General features: G+C 50.1%; 18 protein-coding genes and 1 pseudogene. 11 read left to right on the top strand and 8 right to left on the bottom strand.

Going from position 1 to position 17521, the window contains the following annotated elements:
* Positions 1-69: 69 nt before the first annotated feature.
* The 3 genes from psbC to ACUVQO_RS17915 all read left to right on the top strand — a co-directional run bounded on the left by psbC (position 70) and on the right by ACUVQO_RS17915 (position 2304).
* On the top strand, positions 70-1458 hold the full coding sequence (psbC, locus tag ACUVQO_RS17925; protein ID WP_428362031.1) for a photosystem II reaction center protein CP43: 1389 nt from the start codon (positions 70-72) through the stop codon (positions 1456-1458).
* Between the two features lie 41 nt (positions 1459-1499).
* Positions 1500-1640 (top strand): hypothetical protein, encoded by a 141-nt coding sequence (locus ACUVQO_RS17920; protein ID WP_445927201.1) that lies wholly within the window; start codon positions 1500-1502, stop codon positions 1638-1640.
* 97 nt (positions 1641-1737) lie between these two features.
* Positions 1738-2304, top strand: a complete 567-nt coding sequence (locus ACUVQO_RS17915) for a Uma2 family endonuclease (RefSeq protein WP_445927200.1) — start codon at positions 1738-1740, stop codon at positions 2302-2304.
* A 22-nt stretch (positions 2305-2326) separates the two neighbouring features.
* On the opposite strand, the gene ACUVQO_RS17910 is transcribed toward ACUVQO_RS17915, so the two are convergent.
* Entirely contained in the window at positions 2327-3415 is a 1089-nt protein-coding gene (locus ACUVQO_RS17910) for an ABC transporter permease (RefSeq protein WP_445927199.1), read from the bottom strand.
* Positions 3416-3938: 523 nt separating this feature from the next.
* Between ACUVQO_RS17910 and ACUVQO_RS17905 the strand changes: the two genes are divergently transcribed.
* Both ACUVQO_RS17905 and ACUVQO_RS17900 read left to right on the top strand, forming a co-directional pair.
* Complete coding sequence (locus tag ACUVQO_RS17905; RefSeq protein ID WP_445927198.1) at positions 3939-4985, top strand: tetratricopeptide repeat protein; 1047 nt, start codon at positions 3939-3941, stop codon at positions 4983-4985.
* 562 nt (positions 4986-5547) lie between these two features.
* Positions 5548-6129: an iron uptake porin gene (locus tag ACUVQO_RS17900; protein WP_445927197.1), complete on the top strand. Its 582-nt coding sequence runs from the start codon at positions 5548-5550 to the stop codon at positions 6127-6129.
* A gap of 60 nt (positions 6130-6189) precedes the next feature.
* Here ACUVQO_RS17900 and ACUVQO_RS17895 read toward each other — a convergent pair whose 3' ends face one another.
* The 3 genes from ACUVQO_RS17895 to ACUVQO_RS17885 are packed head-to-tail and all read right to left on the bottom strand — an operon-like array spanning position 6190 to position 8017.
* Positions 6190-6831, bottom strand: a complete 642-nt coding sequence (locus ACUVQO_RS17895; RefSeq protein WP_445927196.1) for an NACHT C-terminal helical domain 2-containing protein — start codon at positions 6829-6831, stop codon at positions 6190-6192.
* Positions 6815-7474: an NACHT domain-containing protein gene (locus tag ACUVQO_RS17890; RefSeq protein ID WP_445927195.1), complete on the bottom strand. Its 660-nt coding sequence runs from the start codon at positions 7472-7474 to the stop codon at positions 6815-6817. Before ACUVQO_RS17890 ends, ACUVQO_RS17895 begins: the two co-directional genes overlap by 17 nt.
* 45 nt (positions 7475-7519) lie before the next feature.
* On the bottom strand, positions 7520-8017 hold the full coding sequence (locus tag ACUVQO_RS17885; RefSeq protein ID WP_445927194.1) for a hypothetical protein: 498 nt from the start codon (positions 8015-8017) through the stop codon (positions 7520-7522).
* A 386-nt stretch (positions 8018-8403) separates the two neighbouring features.
* Here ACUVQO_RS17885 and ACUVQO_RS17880 point away from each other — a divergent pair, with 386 nt between their 5' ends.
* Together ACUVQO_RS17880 and murI are read left to right on the top strand one after the other, a co-directional pair.
* A complete protein-coding gene (locus ACUVQO_RS17880; RefSeq protein ID WP_445927193.1) occupies positions 8404-9888 on the top strand; it encodes an N-acetylmuramoyl-L-alanine amidase in 1485 nt (494 codons plus the stop codon).
* 53 nt (positions 9889-9941) lie between these two features.
* Positions 9942-10829, top strand: coding sequence for a glutamate racemase (gene murI, locus ACUVQO_RS17875; RefSeq protein ID WP_445927192.1), 888 nt, complete (start codon positions 9942-9944; stop codon positions 10827-10829).
* On the opposite strand, the gene ACUVQO_RS17870 is transcribed toward murI, so the two are convergent.
* The 4 genes from ACUVQO_RS17870 to ACUVQO_RS17855 form a co-directional block, all read right to left on the bottom strand.
* Entirely contained in the window at positions 10830-11984 is a 1155-nt protein-coding gene (locus ACUVQO_RS17870; RefSeq protein ID WP_445927191.1) for a beta-ketoacyl-ACP synthase, read from the bottom strand.
* 50 nt (positions 11985-12034) lie between these two features.
* Positions 12035-12829, bottom strand: a complete 795-nt coding sequence (locus ACUVQO_RS17865; protein WP_445927190.1) for a peptidylprolyl isomerase — start codon at positions 12827-12829, stop codon at positions 12035-12037.
* Between the two features lie 48 nt (positions 12830-12877).
* Positions 12878-13444 carry a photosystem I assembly protein Ycf4 gene (locus ACUVQO_RS17860; RefSeq protein ID WP_445927189.1) on the bottom strand — a complete coding sequence of 189 codons (567 nt, stop codon included), beginning with the start codon at positions 13442-13444 and terminating at the stop codon, positions 12878-12880.
* A gap of 78 nt (positions 13445-13522) precedes the next feature.
* On the bottom strand, positions 13523-13897 hold the full coding sequence (locus ACUVQO_RS17855) for a c-type cytochrome (RefSeq protein ID WP_445927188.1): 375 nt from the start codon (positions 13895-13897) through the stop codon (positions 13523-13525).
* A gap of 262 nt (positions 13898-14159) precedes the next feature.
* Between ACUVQO_RS17855 and petG the strand changes: the two genes are divergently transcribed.
* The 4 genes and pseudogenes from petG to ACUVQO_RS17835 all read left to right on the top strand — a co-directional run.
* A complete protein-coding gene (petG, locus tag ACUVQO_RS17850; RefSeq protein WP_233744061.1) occupies positions 14160-14273 on the top strand; it encodes a cytochrome b6-f complex subunit V in 114 nt (37 codons plus the stop codon).
* 142 nt (positions 14274-14415) lie between these two features.
* Positions 14416-14727 (top strand): hypothetical protein, encoded by a 312-nt coding sequence (locus ACUVQO_RS17845; RefSeq protein WP_445927187.1) that lies wholly within the window; start codon positions 14416-14418, stop codon positions 14725-14727.
* On the top strand, positions 14688-16235 hold the full coding sequence (locus tag ACUVQO_RS17840; protein WP_445927186.1) for a hypothetical protein: 1548 nt from the start codon (positions 14688-14690) through the stop codon (positions 16233-16235). The genes ACUVQO_RS17845 and ACUVQO_RS17840 overlap by 40 nt, the downstream gene beginning before the upstream one ends.
* A gap of 229 nt (positions 16236-16464) precedes the next feature.
* A pseudogene (locus ACUVQO_RS17835) lies at positions 16465-17521 on the top strand (hypothetical protein); the annotation flags it as partial.

Raw genomic sequence — 17521 nt, 5'->3', positions numbered from 1 at the left:
TCCGGGCCTGGATGGCTCCTCAAGACCAACCGCACGAAAACTTTGTCTTCCCTGAGGAGGTACTCCCCCGTGGTAACGCTCTCTAGTAATGCAATGGTGGTGGGTGCTGGTCGCGACCAGCAATCCTCCGGATTTGCTTGGTGGGCTGGTAACGCCCGTTTGATTAACCTTTCCGGTAAACTGTTGGGTGCCCACGTTGCTCATGCCGGTCTGATTGTGTTCTGGGCTGGTGCAATGACTCTGTTTGAAGTTGCCCACTTCATTCCTGAAAAGCCCATGTATGAGCAGGGATTGATTCTCCTCCCTCACTTGGCAGCTCAAGGTTGGGGCGTTGGCCCTGGTGGTGAAGTCATTGATACCTTCCCCTACTTTGTGGTTGGGGTACTCCATCTGATTTCCTCTGCCGTTCTTGGGTTTGGTGGAATCTATCACGCTGTTCGTGGTCCCGAAGTGTTGGAAGAATACTCCAGCTTCTTTGGTTATGACTGGAAAGATAAGAACCAGATGACCAACATCATTGGGTATCACCTGATTATTCTTGGTGTTGGTGCTTTGTTGCTGGTTGCCAAAGCTATGGCTTTTGGCGGCTTATACGATACTTGGGCACCCGGTGGTGGTGATGTGCGGGTTGTCACAAACCCGACGCTCAACCCAGCAGTGATCTTTGGCTACCTATTGCGCTCGCCATTTGGGGGCGACGGCTGGATTGTCAGTGTAGACAACCTGGAAGATATTGTTGGCGGTCACATCTGGATCGGTCTGATCTGTATCGCTGGCGGTATCTGGCATATTCTTACTAAGCCGTTTGGTTGGGCACGTCGGGCCTTCATCTGGTCTGGCGAAGCTTACCTTTCCTACAGTCTGGGTGCTCTGTCCCTGATGGGCTTCATCGCCTCCTGCTTCGTTTGGTTTAACAACACCGCTTACCCCAGCGAATTCTATGGTCCTACTGGGCCGGAAGCATCTCAAGCTCAAGCGCTGACCTTCCTGATCCGTGACCAACGGCTAGGTGCGAATGTTGGTTCTGCTCAAGGCCCCACAGGTCTGGGTAAATACCTGATGCGCTCTCCCACTGGAGAAATTATCTTCGGGGGGGAAACGATGCGCTTCTGGGATTTCCGTGGTCCCTGGCTGGAGCCTCTGCGCGGTCCCAATGGTCTTGACTTAAACAAGATCAAGAACGACATTCAACCCTGGCAAGCTCGCCGTGCGGCTGAGTACATGACCCACGCTCCTCTGGGTTCTCTAAACTCTGTGGGTGGGGTAGCAACGGAAATCAATTCCTTTAACTATGTATCTCCACGCTCCTGGCTGGCGACTTCCCACTTCGTACTGGCGTTCTTCTTCCTGGTTGGTCACCTGTGGCATGCTGGTCGTGCTCGTGCGGCGGCGGCGGGTTTCGAGAAGGGAATCGATCGCGAGGACGAACCCGTATTGTCGATGCCTAACCTCGACTAATTCTTAGTCCGGTTTCACCAAGTTACTCTCAGGCTCCTGGTTTGTCCGGGAGCCTTTTTCACTATCCTACGTTCAAAGGGTTTGTCAATGTTCTCAAGGAAGGCGGAACAACAGCACTGGAAAGTGCGATCGCGACCTTGTGCTGTACGGCGGACACTGATGGCAGAGCAGCTTCAGTCTGAACCAACTTTGCCTCTCTGTTTCATTCCTTATAATGCTCCAATCGCAAAACCCACTGATTACGTAGAATAAGGGCAAGACTGCCAGCCTGGAGGTAATATGAATCAACCTGTAACGGATCGGATTCGTTGGACGAGTGCAGACCTGGAACTGTTGCCAGAAAGCAGCAATCGCTACGAGATTATTGATGGAGAATTGCTTGTGACTCGCGCACCACATTGGGGTCATCAGAATGCGATCGTCAATACAGCGGCTGAATTACGAGATTGGTCGATCGCAACAGGTTTAGGCAAAACGGTACCCGCTCCTGGTGTCATCTTTAGCGATACGGATAATGTGATTCCCGATGTGGTGTGGATTAGCAAAGAGCGACTGGCGATCGCTCTGGATAAAGATGGGCATTTGACCATTGCTCCAGAACTGATTGTTGAGGTCTTGTCTCCCGGTACGCAGAACGAGCGACGAGATCGAGAAACCAAGCTGAAACTCTATACAGAACGGGGCGTGCAGGAATATTGGATTCTGGATTGGCGGGTGCAGCAGGTAGAAGTGTATCGCCGTGAGCGAGCAACCCTGAAACTGATCACCACCCTATTTCCCTCAGATGAACTGACCTCTCCCCTACTGCCCGGTTTTACCTGTTCGGTTGCCCGGTTATTTGTGTGAAATGCGAAGTAAGACACTCTTCTTACCCTTCTACTCCGTTCCCAGCGAGTTTGCGTTGAAGCGCCATCCGGCGTTCTACTACCAGGCTGATGGCAATGAACAATACAGCTAACCCTTGAATGGCATATACGACCGTTACGGGTACGCCAGCGCTGCGCTGTATAACATTGGCTCCACTGCGGAGGGCACCAAAGAATAGGGAAATCAGCACCAGTCCGCCCAAGTTGCCGCGACTGAGAAAGGCGATCGCTATCGCATCAAATCCATACCCTGGAGAAAAGTTTTCAAACAAGCGATATTTCAGCCCCATGACTTCTCCGGCTCCAGCCAAGCCTGCTAACCCTCCGGATAGCGCCATCACAGTCATAATTGTGCGGGGAACGGATAGTCCAGCATAGCGGGCCGCGGTTGGGTTCTGGCCAACGGCTTCCACCTGATAACCAAAGGGCGTAGCAGAAAAGGCAACCCACACCACCAATACCGCCAGTCCCCCAATCAGAATTCCAGCATGGGTTTGAGTTTGGGGCAACAAAATGGGCAACTGGGCCGTGGCGGCAATGGGCGGACTGAAAGGACTGGGTGCATTCGGCTCCAACAGGGGGCCACTGACGAGATAGCTCACCAGGTATTGAGCAATGTAGTTCAACAGTAGAGTAGTAATCACTTCATTCACACCCTGAATAGCTTTTAGATAGCCAGGAATAAAACCCCAGAGTGCTCCCAACAAAAAGCCTCCCAATAACGCCAGGGGGACATGAACGATCGCGGGTAGCCCTTGAATAGACAGCCCTATCAAAGCACTTCCCAGGCCTCCCATGTAAATTTGTCCTTCTCCCCCAATGTTGTATTGCCCGACTTTCAGGGCAATCAGTACGCCCAAACTGGTCAACAACAGGGGAGCCGTCTTGGTTAAGGTATTGCCAATCCCGTAGTAGTTGGCCAGGGCTTCCCTGAACAACACCCCATAGGCTTGAACTGGATTCACGCCTGCGATCGCAATCAGTCCTGCCCCTACTAGGAGAGCTAGGGCGATCGCGGCGATTGGAGAGACGACAGGTAATACTCGCTCTTTCATTCCCGGTTGCCCGGTTGCCTGATCCAGGCTGCTCATAGTCAAAATAAAAACGTAAATTTCGATAACGCTCCCACAAACGGAGTGCAGCCACCAATGCGGTAAGATTCTAGGATAATCTCGGTTGGTAATTAGCAAATTTAGCTATAATCATCAATTATTCCCTTAAAGCTTAATAACTCCTTTAAAGCTATTCTGGAGGGAAAACATTGTCGGAGTATACCTTCTAGCCTAAAAGACGATTAACGTCTTGATGAAAGTTAAATTTCTTGTAAAAGGGGAAATGGAGCAGAGAATTTCGTCTCTTCACTGATACTTTGTAATAAGAGTGTAATAACTCCACATTCCAGGCTTTTCTAGATTGAAACATCTTTCGCTTGAGGGAGAACTCCGGCTATCTGACTGGATTTAGTTGATGTCAGGGGCGTCTGATTAACCGTTTGTTATTCTGTTGACAACCTATAATCGGCCCATTTTACTTATGAATCGAAACATAAATCTACAATCATCAAGGGTACAGAAGATATGTAGCTTATCGTGCATCTCAATCCTGGGTAGTGTTATGTTAAGCAGCGGGGTCATTAGTTTCTTAACCCTAAATGCTTACGCTCAAGCCAATCCTCAAATCTCTGGTACTTTAATTAGCTGGGCAAGGCAAGGTGAAAAGAACTACCTCAATGAAATGTTGTCCGAAGGGCAGAAACAGTGGCAAGGAAGTGGTCTGGAAAAGATTCTTGAACGGTATCAGAAAGCATCTAGTTTAGACCCCAATAATTCTAAAAATCTTGCCAGTATTGCTTATTTGCAAGCTCAGTTAAAGAATTTTCAAGCAGCTACGGTAGCTTTTCAAAAAGCGATCGCTCTGGAACCTAACAATCCTGATTTCTACTATGGTTTAGGCTATAGTTTGGCTAATTTAGGAGATAACTCTGGCTCCGAAAAAGCTTATCGGAAGGCTACAAATCTTGCTCCCAACCAAGTAGAAAATTACATAGGTTTAGGAGATGTTCTTGCTCGTCAAAATGCTTATGAACGTGCAATTTTAGCCTATCTCACGGCTCTCTCGTTACAACCGGATAATGCCAGTATTTTTGAATCTTTAGGTGCTCTGTATTTGCAGCAAGGTGCTTACAACAGAGCAGTGGAAATGTTAGAACAAGCAGTGCAGCTAGCCCCTGATCGCCCTCGTGCTCAATCCCTCTTGGCGTTGGCACTCACCCATGCCGACAGACTAACCAACACTGTAAAGGAATTTCAATCTCCTATCAGTTCTAAAACTAGAGATGTTCTGAGTTTTGTTAAAGTAGCGGATAGCTTAAATCGGGCAGGTGAGCGATCGCTGGCAATGCAACTTTATCAGTGGACAGAGGGATTTGCTCCCGATTGTCCCGGATTGCACGAAAAAATGGGCAATCTTTGGATGGAAAAGCAAAACTACGTCATGGCCATTTCTGCCTATCGTCGGTGGACGGAAAAAGAACCAGAAAATCCCGATGCTTACTATAACTTGGGAACTGCACTGTATCAAATGGGCCGGTTGGAGGAAGCAATTTCTACCTTAGAAAAAGCCAGTTCTTTATATCAAAAACTCTTGTCTGCTAAGGATTAGAATGCGTACCAATTGGCATTGTAGGGGTGAAGTCTTTGGTTCTCAATTTCTGCCACTCGACTAGCATCTTCTGCTACCTGCTTTATCCCTACCTAAAACTTCTACGCCCACCAAGTCTGCCGATGCAGACTCAATAAAATCAAGGGTTTCAGTAACCTGCGTTGGCAAGTTTTCTCCGTATAGCCATGACTTCAGTCGCCAGGGTGACAAAGAGACAGGCTTTTAAAACATCCTCTTAGAGGGTGTTTTAAAAGTCATTCGTTGTAACGAAAGGCACCTGTTGATCCCCCTTAGTCCCCCTTAAAAAGGGAGAAACCGGGCTGAAAGTTCCCCTTTTTAAGGGGGATTTAAGGGAATCTAAACCGTTTCGTTACCAGCAAGAGAACTTCTCAAACATCCTCTTAGACGATAAGAAATTCTTTTCTGGATGGACAGAAATAGGGACTGACTAAAAGGTAGAATGCTGTAAATCTTTGTCAGTATTTTTACCAAAGGAAGCCAGGTCTTTTAGATGCGAGTGAAGAACTTCTGTAATTGGTTTTTATTGCCTGCGGCGCATTTGATGGCCGTCTCTATCATGGCTCCAGGGCTTGCTTTGGAGAAGTCATCTGTCGCTCAAATGCAATCTTTATCCTTGACTCAACAGACGGCACAGGCGATTAATCCTACTTCTAAAAAGACGACTAAATCCGTGAATCAAGCTGATAAAAATTCATCTAAAAAAGCGGTACAACCGCAGGAGCAAGTCCCTTCCGTACCTATTTCGGCAACTGATATGGCTGAGCTGACGCGGCTGTTTTCGGATGTGCAGCCCAGTGCCTGGTATTATGAGCCGCTGAAGTCTCTGGCTGAGCGTTATGGATGCATTTCCGGATATCCCAATGGCACATTCCAGGGCCAGAAGTTTTTGACCCGTTCTGAGTTTGTTGCCGGACTAAATGCTTGTTTGAATCGACTTGATGCTGAGTTAAAAAACAGAACGGCCAATCTGGTGACCCGCGATCAACTGGCGGCCCTCTTCCGTATACTGTCCAGTATTTTTGAGAATAATCCTGGCTTGAGAAGAGCACCAGATATGGATAATGGTGCGTCTTCCCCGACGGTTCCTCCAAAAATGAACGATCGCCCTCAACCTAAAAATTGATCAGTGGCAGATATCACCTATCCACCCACCTACTTATGCACTCATCCACCCACCTATCCACTAAATTCGCAACATCCGCTCCTCAATCCTTGGCCAGGTTTGAGAAGAGACTCGGACTGCAGCCTGTTTGCAACGCACAGTTAGCCAGTTGGCGTAGAGGTAGCGATCGAGTTTGCGGGTTTCTTCTTTGGAAAAGCTAATCCAGGTGGGATCAAGTTTCAGGCTATGGCACCAGGTTTGATAGATGCGGCTGTGGAATTCCTGATGTACTGTCGCAGATTGCCGAAAGTCAGGTGCCTGGATTTTGAGATCTTTGAGGCGAGTCACCAGAACACCCAAAGCGTTCTCTGGAAAGGCTTGGAGCTGTGCCAGTTCATCGGTGAAAGTTTGGGTAAAGGTTTTGGCCAGCGCTTTCCCCATTGGCCGGCTGGGCAGGGACTGGGTGAGAGCGATCGCCAGCGCCCGGGTGAGCATGGCAGCATGGGTGGGTTGGCTGTCTGAGTCGTAAAGGAATTTGGGTGTGCAGGTATGGGACAGGGTGCGGGCCAGTTCCAGGGTACGAGCGAGCCCTGGTTCCAGTACCCGTGCTAGGTGCAAGGCGCGATCGCTGACCAGAGCCAGAAACAGGGCTGTGGCTCGTTTTGCGGCAGGGTTCAGGCTACCGGAAGATTCCTGCGTAATCTCATCAGTCCAGGTCAACAAGGCGCGTATAGGCGATCTCAGAGAGCAGTACTTCCTCCAGTTCCGTACTCAATCCCTGGTAAATTTCATCGGGAAAGATGCGTTTTTCAGCCGCCGACTCTTCTAATAACACGCGCAAGGCTTTGCGATACAACACACTGCGATTTTGCGGAAAATTTTGTGACCCGTGATAGACCAGACAGAGAAGGGTGAGTAACAGGGGGGATTGGGCGAGTTCTCTGGCCGCCCGGTTTTCTGATTTTTGCAACAGGTTCCAGCATTTCAAGGCTGTGCCTGCCTCGCGATCGGCATCGGAGTAGAACCAGTTGAGAATGAACTGTTTGATCTGTTCCTGATTGAAGTCTGCCATTGCTACATCGCTGAAGCGGCGAAAACTATTGCGGTAAGCGGCAATCCGACAGGAGGCAATAAAGCGATTTTTGTCGTACTGATCCACAAAGTTCTGAATCTGACGAATGGCCGCGTCCACATTCTTGGTGGGCACTTCATCCAACCCATCCAGCAACAGCAATAGCTTGCCGTCTTCCAGTAACCTGGTGGTGACGGTTTCAGGGGAGGGAATGCTACAGATCGCAAATTCCTGGGCGATCGCGGCTTCAATTCTCATCTCATCCGACGTAAAATTTTTCAACTCAAGCAGCACCGGAATGCACTCATGAGCATAGCCGCCACCTAATCCTTTTAGGGCTTACAATCCCATTTTGCGAAGAAACGTCGATTTTCCCGCCCCCGGCCCCCCCAATACCATTAGGTACTGTTTCTCGTTGGCAACCTTGAGGCCATCCTGCTGCCGGGACTGTTTGCGTTGAAAACTGCGCTCTCCCTGCACCCGAAAGGCTTTTTCCAGTTCTTCGATCGAATCAAAGCGGCTGAGGCTATCCCGATCTAGAAACTGTACAGGGGTATAGACTGACTCCAAAGACACTGGCTCCCGCATCCCCAGAACCTTTAAAACCCCATGCCGCTTTGCGTAGTTCCAGGCGTATTGCTCGGATGCTTTTTCAATAATTTGTTGCGGATCCTCGCTCTGCTCCTGAATCCAACTGGCAAACTTTCCTCCGTGAACGCACATGACGCGGCTGAAAATCGATCCCAATGTCATAGCGGCTGCCGGAAGGAGAACTTTTTCAATCAGCATGAGACGGGATGAATGGGAACGCGTGGCATCATCAACCAGACAATGCATCAGGACTATCCATCAGGAGTGCCTTGTCTTTTCCACTGTAAGATCATTCCGATCGCATCCCACCCAATTCTGAGAGAGTTCATGGAAAAACTACCCATCCGGGTGAAACCGGCGAACTTTTTAAAAGGTTGTAGCTGTCTACCAGGCGATTGAACCACATAGGCTTGAATCATAGTCTTCCCCACAAAATTACTTTTGTTATTCTCACCTTTGAGCTTAACAAAAGTTAATTAAACAAGTCGGGAGCGTCCCTAGATCCAGTACACGCGAATGCTCGTGGCAGCAAGCCTTCAGGCTGGAACACATGGCAGTAATTTCGCGATCGCCGTTTCCAGTCATCGCGTATATATTGGTCGCAGTTTTCGTGAACCCCCTGAATCGTCATTATGAAGCAGGTTCTTGGCTATCTGCTGCTCGCCGCCTCCCTCCTTTTGTATGCGACCCCAGCCCAAGCCACCAAGCTGGAATCCTGGAAGTTTAACGCCAACCAGAATCAGTTTGAATTTACTACCGATGAGGGAGTCCAGCCCCAGGCTCAACTGGTTAGTGATCCGACGCGCCTTGTGATCGATCTGCCGGGAGTTGTGTTGGGGCGATCGGCCATTCAGGAATCGTTGAGTGGGGCGATTCAAAGTATTCGGATTGGACAGTTCGATCGCGATACCACCCGTTTAGTGATTGAACTGGCCCCGGGATATACCTTAGACCCAAACCAGATTAAATTTCGAGGGATCACAGCCCGTCAGTGGATTGTCAAACTGCCAGTACCGCAAGCTGTTTCAGGGGTAGTTGTGGTGCCGACGACCAGTGCTGCTGCTGCCGGATTCCCATCCCCAACTTCACTGGCCAATCCGAGTAACTCTGCCTCCTCCCTATCTCGCCTCAGCCTTGCTTCTCCCCCGGCCAATCCGATGGCCACGATTGAAACCGTCCAGCTTGACGGCAATCAATTAGTTATTCGGGCCAACCAATCGCTGCAGTACATCAGCCGCTGGGATACCGCATTGAAAGCGTATCGGATTAATATCAGTCCTGCCCAACTTGCGAATTCTGTCCAACGATCTCCCGCTGGAAGCGCGATCGCTCAATTGAAAATTCGACAGGAAAACCCACAAACCGTTTCCATCCTGGTGCAACCAGCGGAAGGAGTGCAGGTTGGTCAGGTGAGCCAGCCTAATCAACGAATGTTGACATTACAGTTGCAGTACCCATCGGTTCAACCTGCTACCTTAGCCCAGTCTGCTCCCAGTACTCCGCCTACACCTGCCATCTTTCCTCAGCCTGTTGATTTTCCTGTACCTCAAGTTCCTCGTGCTGCCAAGGGTCGCCTGCTGGTTGTCATCGATCCTGGACATGGTGGGCCAGATCCTGGCGCGGTTGGCATTGGTGGCCTCAAAGAAACTGATATTGTGCTGGATATTGGCCGACAGGTGAAGGCTTTTTTGCAACAGCAGGGAGTTTCTGTGCTGCTTACCCGCAATGGAGAATACGACCTGGATCTGGAACCGCGTGTGCAAATGGCGGAACAGGCGAATGCTACGGTGTTCGTGAGTATTCATGCCAATTCCATTAGCCTGAGCCGTCCGGATGTGAGTGGGTTAGAGACTTATTACTATCAGTCCGGCCAGGTGTTGGCACAAATGATTCATCAAAGTATCCTACAAACAACGGGAATTCCCGATCGCGGGATACGGACGGCCCGCTTCTATGTTTTGCGGAAGACGACGATGCCCTCTGTATTAGTAGAAGTAGGGTTTGTCACGGGTAAGGATGATGCAGCGCGGTTATCCAACTCCTCTTACCGGACGCAGATGGCTGGCGCAATCGCCCGTGGTATTCTACAGTACCTGCAGAGAACTGCACGGTTCTAGTCTCGTTGCTAGCCAAGCTAGCCAATCTTTCTCAGTAACAAGAGGTGTGTGGAGTGTTTGAACATCAGTATGCAGTTAGTAACTTGCCCATTGCCAATCACAATCTTACCCATCGCAATACAGCCCCGATTGGATTATTTGATAGTGGTTTAGGTGGCCTCACGGTTTTACGTGAGTTATATCGCCAGATTCCGCAAGAGTCTGTCGTGTATTTTGGGGATACTGCCCGGTTGCCCTACGGAACGCGATCGCAGGCCGAGATCTTGCAATTTGTCCGCGAGATTCTGCAATGGATGGTGAATCAGGGCACCAAGATGGTAATCATGGCCTGTAATACCAGTTCTGCCTTGGCCCTGGAAACGGTGCGATCTGAATTTAATCTGCCGATCCTGGGATTGATTCTGCCGGGAGCGCGGGCTGCTGTGCAGCAGGGCAAACGCATTGGTGTGATTGCCACCCCTGCAACGGTGAGCAGTGATGCCTATCGACGAGCCGTTTTAGAAGCTAACCCTGATACATCAGTCTGGCAGGTTCCCTGTCCTGAGTTTGTACCCTTAATCGAGCAGGGCCGGATTGAGGATCCTTACACCTTCTCGGTCGCTCAAAGTTACTTGCAGCCGCTGATTGAGCAAAAGATCGATACGTTAATTTATGGTTGCACCCATTATCCTCATTTAGCTCCAGTACTGCGGCGCATTTTGCCTGCCTCTGTGCAATTGATTGATCCAGCCGCCCATGTGGTGGCTGCTGCAGCTCGTGAACTCGATCTTTTGGGATTGAGAAATTTACGATCACCTCATCCTACCCGGTTCTATGTCAGTGGCTGTGCCGATACTTTCAGTCAATTAGCGACTCAATGGTTGGGATACACCCCGATCGTGGAACAAATTACCCTGCCAGAAGTCTGGTATCAATCCGCTGCTCTGGAACCTGTTGAGTAATCAACGACGGAGCGCGATCGCCGCATTTTGACCCCCAAACCCGAAGCTGAAGCACAGGGCGGTTTGGAGTGCCGTCGATCGCGCAACTGTCACCAAATTGAGATCAAATTCACTCTGCTTCAGTCCTGAAGTAGGTGGCACAATCTGCTGTTGGAGTGCCAGCAAACAGAATGCCGCTCCTAATGCTCCAGAGGCTCCGATGGTATGTCCTGTAGCTCCTTTTGTGGAACTAATTGGCGGCTTGTGGGGAAACAGCGTCCGTATCAGATGCGCCTCATTGCGATCGTTCAATTCTGTAGCTGTACCGTGGGCATGAATGTAGTCAATTTCCTCTGGGAACAGGCCACTCCGCTCCAGACATTGCTTCACGGCAGCGATCGCGGCCCGACTTCCCGGTTCTGGCGCACTCACATGAAAGCCATCTGCCGTTAAACCAAATCCTAAGATGCGTCCATACACCGGAGCCGATCGCTGATTAGCCAGAGTGGCTGATTCCATTACCAGTACGGCTCCTCCTTCTCCCAGCACCAGTCCCTCGCGATCGCGGTCAAAGGGATACGCCCCGGTGCGAGCCAGGGCACCCATCTGATTAAATCCGGTAATGGTCAGCCGCGTGATTGGGGCTTCCACGGCTCCAGCCACTACCCGGGCATACTCCCCCGAGCGAATCAGTTCATAGCCCTGGGCGATCGCCCACAGTCCCGTAGCACAAGCGGCCATCGGTGATCGTACAGCCCCTTGAGTACCGATATACTGAGCGGCGGCGATCGCGGCGGTATGAGGTAAGGTATCCAACCACGTTGGGGGCAGGGAGGGGGGGCTGTATGGAGTGTTGCGTGTTACCTGCGACGTTGCCCATTCCTCCCAGCGGGCCTGGTTGCCTCGACTGGAACCAACAACGATGGCGCAATCCGGCAAAGGAGATGATAGACCGGCATCCTGTAGGGCTGCTTGAACCACTTGTTCAGTTAAAGGCTCTAGTCTAGCAGGATAGTGATCCATTAACGCGAGAGGACAGGGAGCCAGTTCAGGAAATGGTTGCCCTGTATGAATCCCGGATTCACCCGCTAATACCTTTTTCCAGCTTGATTCCAGACAACCCAGTGCTGAAACCAGGCCAATCCCAGTCACTACCACTTCTTGCGAACAAGCCATGCTAGCCTGTCACCTATGCGTAATTCATAAGTCAAAATTCTTAATTTTAATCACCCTTTCTTCAGATTCTCTCCACCCTTGACGATTTTGATCGACTCAATACGATCGCCCTGTTGAATTCGATCGACGGTTTCCATGCCTTTTGTAACGTAACCAAACACAGCGTAGTTGCCATCCAAAAAGCTGAGGTCAGTGAGGGCTATATAAAACTGGGAGGAGGCTGAATCGGGCAGGGATGATCTTGCCATCGCTACGGCCCCACGAGTATGAAGCAGTTTTGGTTTAGTTGAAATGCCAGCGGTTTCCAGGGTTTGATGATAAATCGGTTTATCGGCTCCCTGGGGCTTAATTTCTAGAGGAATATAACGAGGTCTGGATGTCGCCGGATCAATATAACTACCCGTTCCCAAACGTTCGACGGGAAAATTAGTATCTTTACTTTGAGGATCACCTCCCTGTACCACAAACGGTTGGGGATCGCGCACAACTCGGTGAAACACCAGTCCGTTGTAGACACCTTGCTGAACCAGATCAATAAAGTTACCTGCCGTAATGGGTGCATTTGTCCCATCCACTTCAATGGTGATGGTTTCTCCCTTCACCACCATGTCTACGGTTGCTTTGCCATTTAAGGCTGGGAGATTGGTGTCAACGCTGGCGATCGCAGTGGGACTAATGGATTGGCTGGGGGAAGGACTGGCAGACAGGGAGGTATTCGGTTGGGCCGTGCAACTACCCACCATTAATGCCCCTACCACCAGCATAAATACCAGTAAAGACCGCCATAACTTCTGCATCATAACCACCCAACTCTCAACACTGAAATCCAGGCTAGACTGTTTCATCTAGCAACCATTAAGCTTACGTTCTTTCAGCACCTTTTCCAGCGATCGTTACAGACCTTCCAAGGGCACCGCTAAGAAACGCGCCAGTTCAGCCCCCTGATTTTCCAACTGCGACAGGGGAATTGGTTGTCCAACACGAGTAAGAGGAATATCCCGCATTCCCTTGACCCGCAGATACAATTCCCGTTTAGGATTCAAGCCTTCTCGCAAATCAACCCGCACCGCCTGAACATCACTGGTTTTACAGGTCACTTCAATGCGGCGATTTTTCCCTGGAAAGCCCCATCGGAAAATTTTAACTTCTCCAGTCTCCTTATTAAACTCGTTATAGCCACCTCCCAGATCTAGGATGATAGTGAACCAGAGATATAGCGCAAACAAAGTACCGGCCAGACCATAGAATCCCATTGCGAGTCCTTGAGGAATGAAAACCAGTTGCGTGGGATCAGAGAAAGGCAGCAAATTGACGTGCAAATAGCTAGAAATACCGGCTAACAAGAAGCCTCCGGCTCCCAGCGTTACCACCACGGCCCACCAATAGTTGCTAAACCGACGCGACCCTGTAATTTGCTGACGCAGTACGGCTTGTCCTGAGGATGTTGTCTGTGCAGTCATGGAAACTACTGAGTTCGTAAATCGGTGATGGGGATCAAGCGATCCGTTCTGTCTCATCTTATCGGATTGCAGCATCTGCTAAAGACTTTGCAGATAACTGAGTAAATCGGCCATTTCCTGGGCAGATGGTTGAAATTGTGGCATGGGAGGAGTTTTACCACTGATGACTTGATGAATTAGACTAATCCTGGACTTGCGAGACGAAATATCCAGCAGGCTGGGGCCAACTCGTCCATCAGCCTGAACTCCATGACATCCAGCACAGTTCATTTGAAAAATGGCCTGTCCTTGCACCCGATCGCCCGTTAAGGAAAGCACTGTCCGTACATATGGATCAGAGGATTGTAACTGGCGGAATCCCAAAATGATTAAAACAGCGATTGCAACGCAGGCTACAGCGATTAAAGCAACCTGCGGTACCCAACTTCCTTTTTTTAGAACCTGATTATCCAAAAGCGTTTTTAATTACAAAACAGAACAAAAATTCTAAGGGTTGCTTTATTGTGCCTTTAACCCTTGCCCACATCCAGAAGCGTAGTATCTCTAAGGAAACTACAACTTTCGAACTAAACCTGGTTTATTTACTTAGTTTAAAGCCACTTCAGATAACTTTGCAAAAAACTGAAGTTAAGTAACGGAAAATCTGTCCAGTAATGCGACAATAGGGTGAAAGCAGCAATGCCCTATTGCATCTGGAATATTAAGGAGTTTAAGCGTGGTCGAGCCAATTCTTTCAGGTATTGTATTGGGTCTAATTCCAGTCACCCTTGCTGGCTTATTTGTTGCCGCGTATCTGCAATACCGTCGCGGGAATGAACTGGGGTTATAAGCAATCTCAGCATTTTTTCATCCCTCAGAAAACCTGGAAGCTCGGTCGTTCCTGATCGAGCTTCTTTTACTTGTATGGGATTGTAGATTCGATACCAGGCTTGTCGTAGGGATGAGGTTGGTGGATTCGGGTGATTTCAGTCATGATGCAAGAAGTCCCTGTTGAGAGCCGATTCGCCTTGGCACGTAAATCTGGTAATTACGACTTCTACCGAGAAGCAGCGTTTAATCAGCCCTCCTTCTATCCGCTTGATCAGTTGGTGGATCCAGCCTTGTATCGGGCGATCGCCCCCTGGATGGGACGCTTAATCCTGCCTCGATTGGAACAGCGGCAGCTCGTTAAAGGCGTGTTCTTTGAGGTTCACCATACACCACCGGACTATCAACATCTGGTAGGACAGACGGTTTTCCTGCGATGGAGAAAAATCCTGCAACTCAAGCCTTTGTTCGGATGACCACCAAGGATATGGAGTTCACCAAAGCCACTCTACAAAGTCAGCAGGAGGGCAATATTCACGCCGATCGCATCAATCACTGGCAACAGGTGGATCCCCTGGAATCTTTAGCGGCAGCTCATCCGGTTGACGACATGATTGTGGCGCTTCCGGATCCAGTGGAGGTAAAGACCGCAGGTGAAGGGCCGCAGGTAGAAGAATGGAGCCTTATGATCTGCAAACAACCGATGCAGATTACGGGGCGTTACTATGCGCTGGTCAAGGTGCTGGAACCTGTAAACCCCCAGGAAAACCCGCCGGAACACTTGCGGGTTATGCATTTTAACCGGGTGAGTCGCCAGTTTGATGGAGCCGAGGAAGTGGTCTGGTTTCCGGCTGTGCAGTTTGCCCAAGTATATGGCAGCTATCCCTCCACAACCCGCGATCTGGAAAAAATGCCACCAAATGAAGTCGGTTGGTATATTTATGGAGCCAAGGATGCCAGGGGACAGTTTGTGGTGCAGGCGATCGCGCCCCGTGCCCTATTGCGACTGCAACCCGATCAGGTGCTGCTAGGAGAAAAGGCAGCCTGGAAGTATTTGAAACAGCGGGCCTGGGACCTAAAGGGGCAAAAGGGCAAAACCTCCTCCGTGCTGCTACTGCCGTTTCTGGATCAAGGAAGCGAAAATCAAGTATGGCAGGAGGGCGATCGGGCGCTGGTATTACACACTTACGGTGGTATTGGCGGCAAAAACCGAGAACCTGCAGCTAAAGGGTCGCTGTTCTTTGGACATTTTTCCTATGGGGTGGCAACGGTGGTGCGGGAACCCCTGGCTGACGAACTGATGTTCGACATCCTGTATTACCAGGTTTACACCCATAATGTGGACGGCATTACGGCTGGCCCGATCGCCTGGTGTGCTTACATGGGCGATCGCCAGGTGGGATGGCTGGGTTCCCGCCCCGTCTGTGATCTGCTGATCAAACATCACGCTTTCACCAGAGCTTTTTCAGTGCATGGGACTTGCTACTCCGTCCTGGATATTCTGATTCAGCAACTGGAGTGTATGACTGCCCGCTATTGGATTGGGGATGGCACTGGTGGTACTTTCGTGAGTATTGCTCATAACTGCTCTCAGGACTCAAATCAGGCTTTCTACATGGCTCTCAAGCAGGTAGAGGAAGCGATTCAAACGGACTTAGAACAGGATGATCCTGGAAGAGCTGAAAGGTATCAGCAACTATTAAAGTTGGTGACTAGAATCCGCAAAAAACTGCTACCCTGCGGCTCTGCTCATGCAGATTGGCAGCACGATCGCGATACCCTGGGAATTACGCCTGGTCAAAATCTAATTCAGACAATTCTCATTGGGGTGCAAAGCTGGCCCACCTTACTGCCCCGTGTGGCGAGTGAGACGACCGCGCGTCAATTTATTCGACAACAGGCCGCTGTCTGGGGGCTGCGAACGAATCAGGTGGGTGGCTACGATCCAAATATTGAACCGCTCGGCCTGACTCGCATTGGTTAATCCCGTGGCTAAAGCGACATCCTTCGGAATGACCTGCGAGACAAAAGAAATTAAGCAATAGAAAATTTGTACTATTAAATGACTGGATCTGCTGATCTGGGATCGTTTCAGCGATCGTGTGTTAAAACACTGTAGAACTTTTGCCCCTATGGATAGTGTAGACTGTGATCCTTCGCTCCTACATTTAGTTCATAACGCATCCATTTTCCATACAAGCGAGATCTCCCTTATGGTTCGAGAGCTTCAACATCCCCGCCTCCCAAACAGTGCAACCAGCCCTACGGTTGAACATCCGCCCCAATCTGAAACTACCAGTCCTTTTCCGGCCACGGCTCCTGCTGCCAATCCAGTCTTTTACCGGACCTACAGCCGTCGTACAGAATATGGCCGCGAACCCTGGGATGCAGTCATTCGTCGGACTACCCAGGGCTTGATCAAACTGGGCAAGCTGACAGAAGCGGAAGCTCAGTTAATTGAGCGGATGCAGCAGGAACTGAAAGCCTTACCTTCTGGGCGCTGGTTATGGGTAGGGGGAACCGAGTGGATTGAAAAGCCAGAAAATTTTTCTGGAGCCTATAACTGCACCAGTACGAATGTGATCGACTGGCAAGCCTTTGGCCTGATGATGGATCTGGCCATGATGGGTTGCGGCACTGGAGCAATTCTGGAACCGCACTATATTCATCAGCTTCCGGTAATTCGCAATCGGTTGTCTGTTCAGGTGCAGGGGACTGTCGGAGCCACCCCAGCCGCCGATCGCCGCGAGATAACGGAAGTTGTGGTTGAGGGCGATCGCGTCACGATTCACGTCGGGGATAGCCGCCAGGGATGGGTATCGTCCTACCAGGCGTTACTGGAGTTGTCGAGTAGCGATCGCTTCAATGGGGAAGTTCAGGTGACAGTAGATGTCAGCGATGTCCGACCGGAAGGAGAAGTACTCAAAGGCTTCGGAGGCGTGGCTAACCCAATTCGCCTGCCTGGTCTGTACGAGCGTTGTGCTGCCATTCTTAACAAAGCCTTGGGCCGACAACTGACTTCTGTAGAATGCTGTTTGCTAATCGATGAAGCTGCCGCTACGGTGGTTGCTGGAAACATTCGACGTTGTTTACCAGAAGATGCATTAGTTCATACGTCCAAAGGCTTGGTTCCAATTAAGGATGTGCAGATTGGCGATTTAGTGCAGACCCCGCTTGGATTCCGGCGAGTTGTGGACAAGTTTGATCAGGGATTTCAGGATGTTTATGAGATTGAAACCAATGCGACTTTTCCCCGTGCGACCTTAAACC

The sequence above is a fragment of the Leptodesmis sp. genome (genome assembly GCF_052746595.1).
The sequence above is the reverse complement of the archived record's forward strand: the minus strand, read 5'-3'. Positions and strand labels throughout refer to the sequence as shown.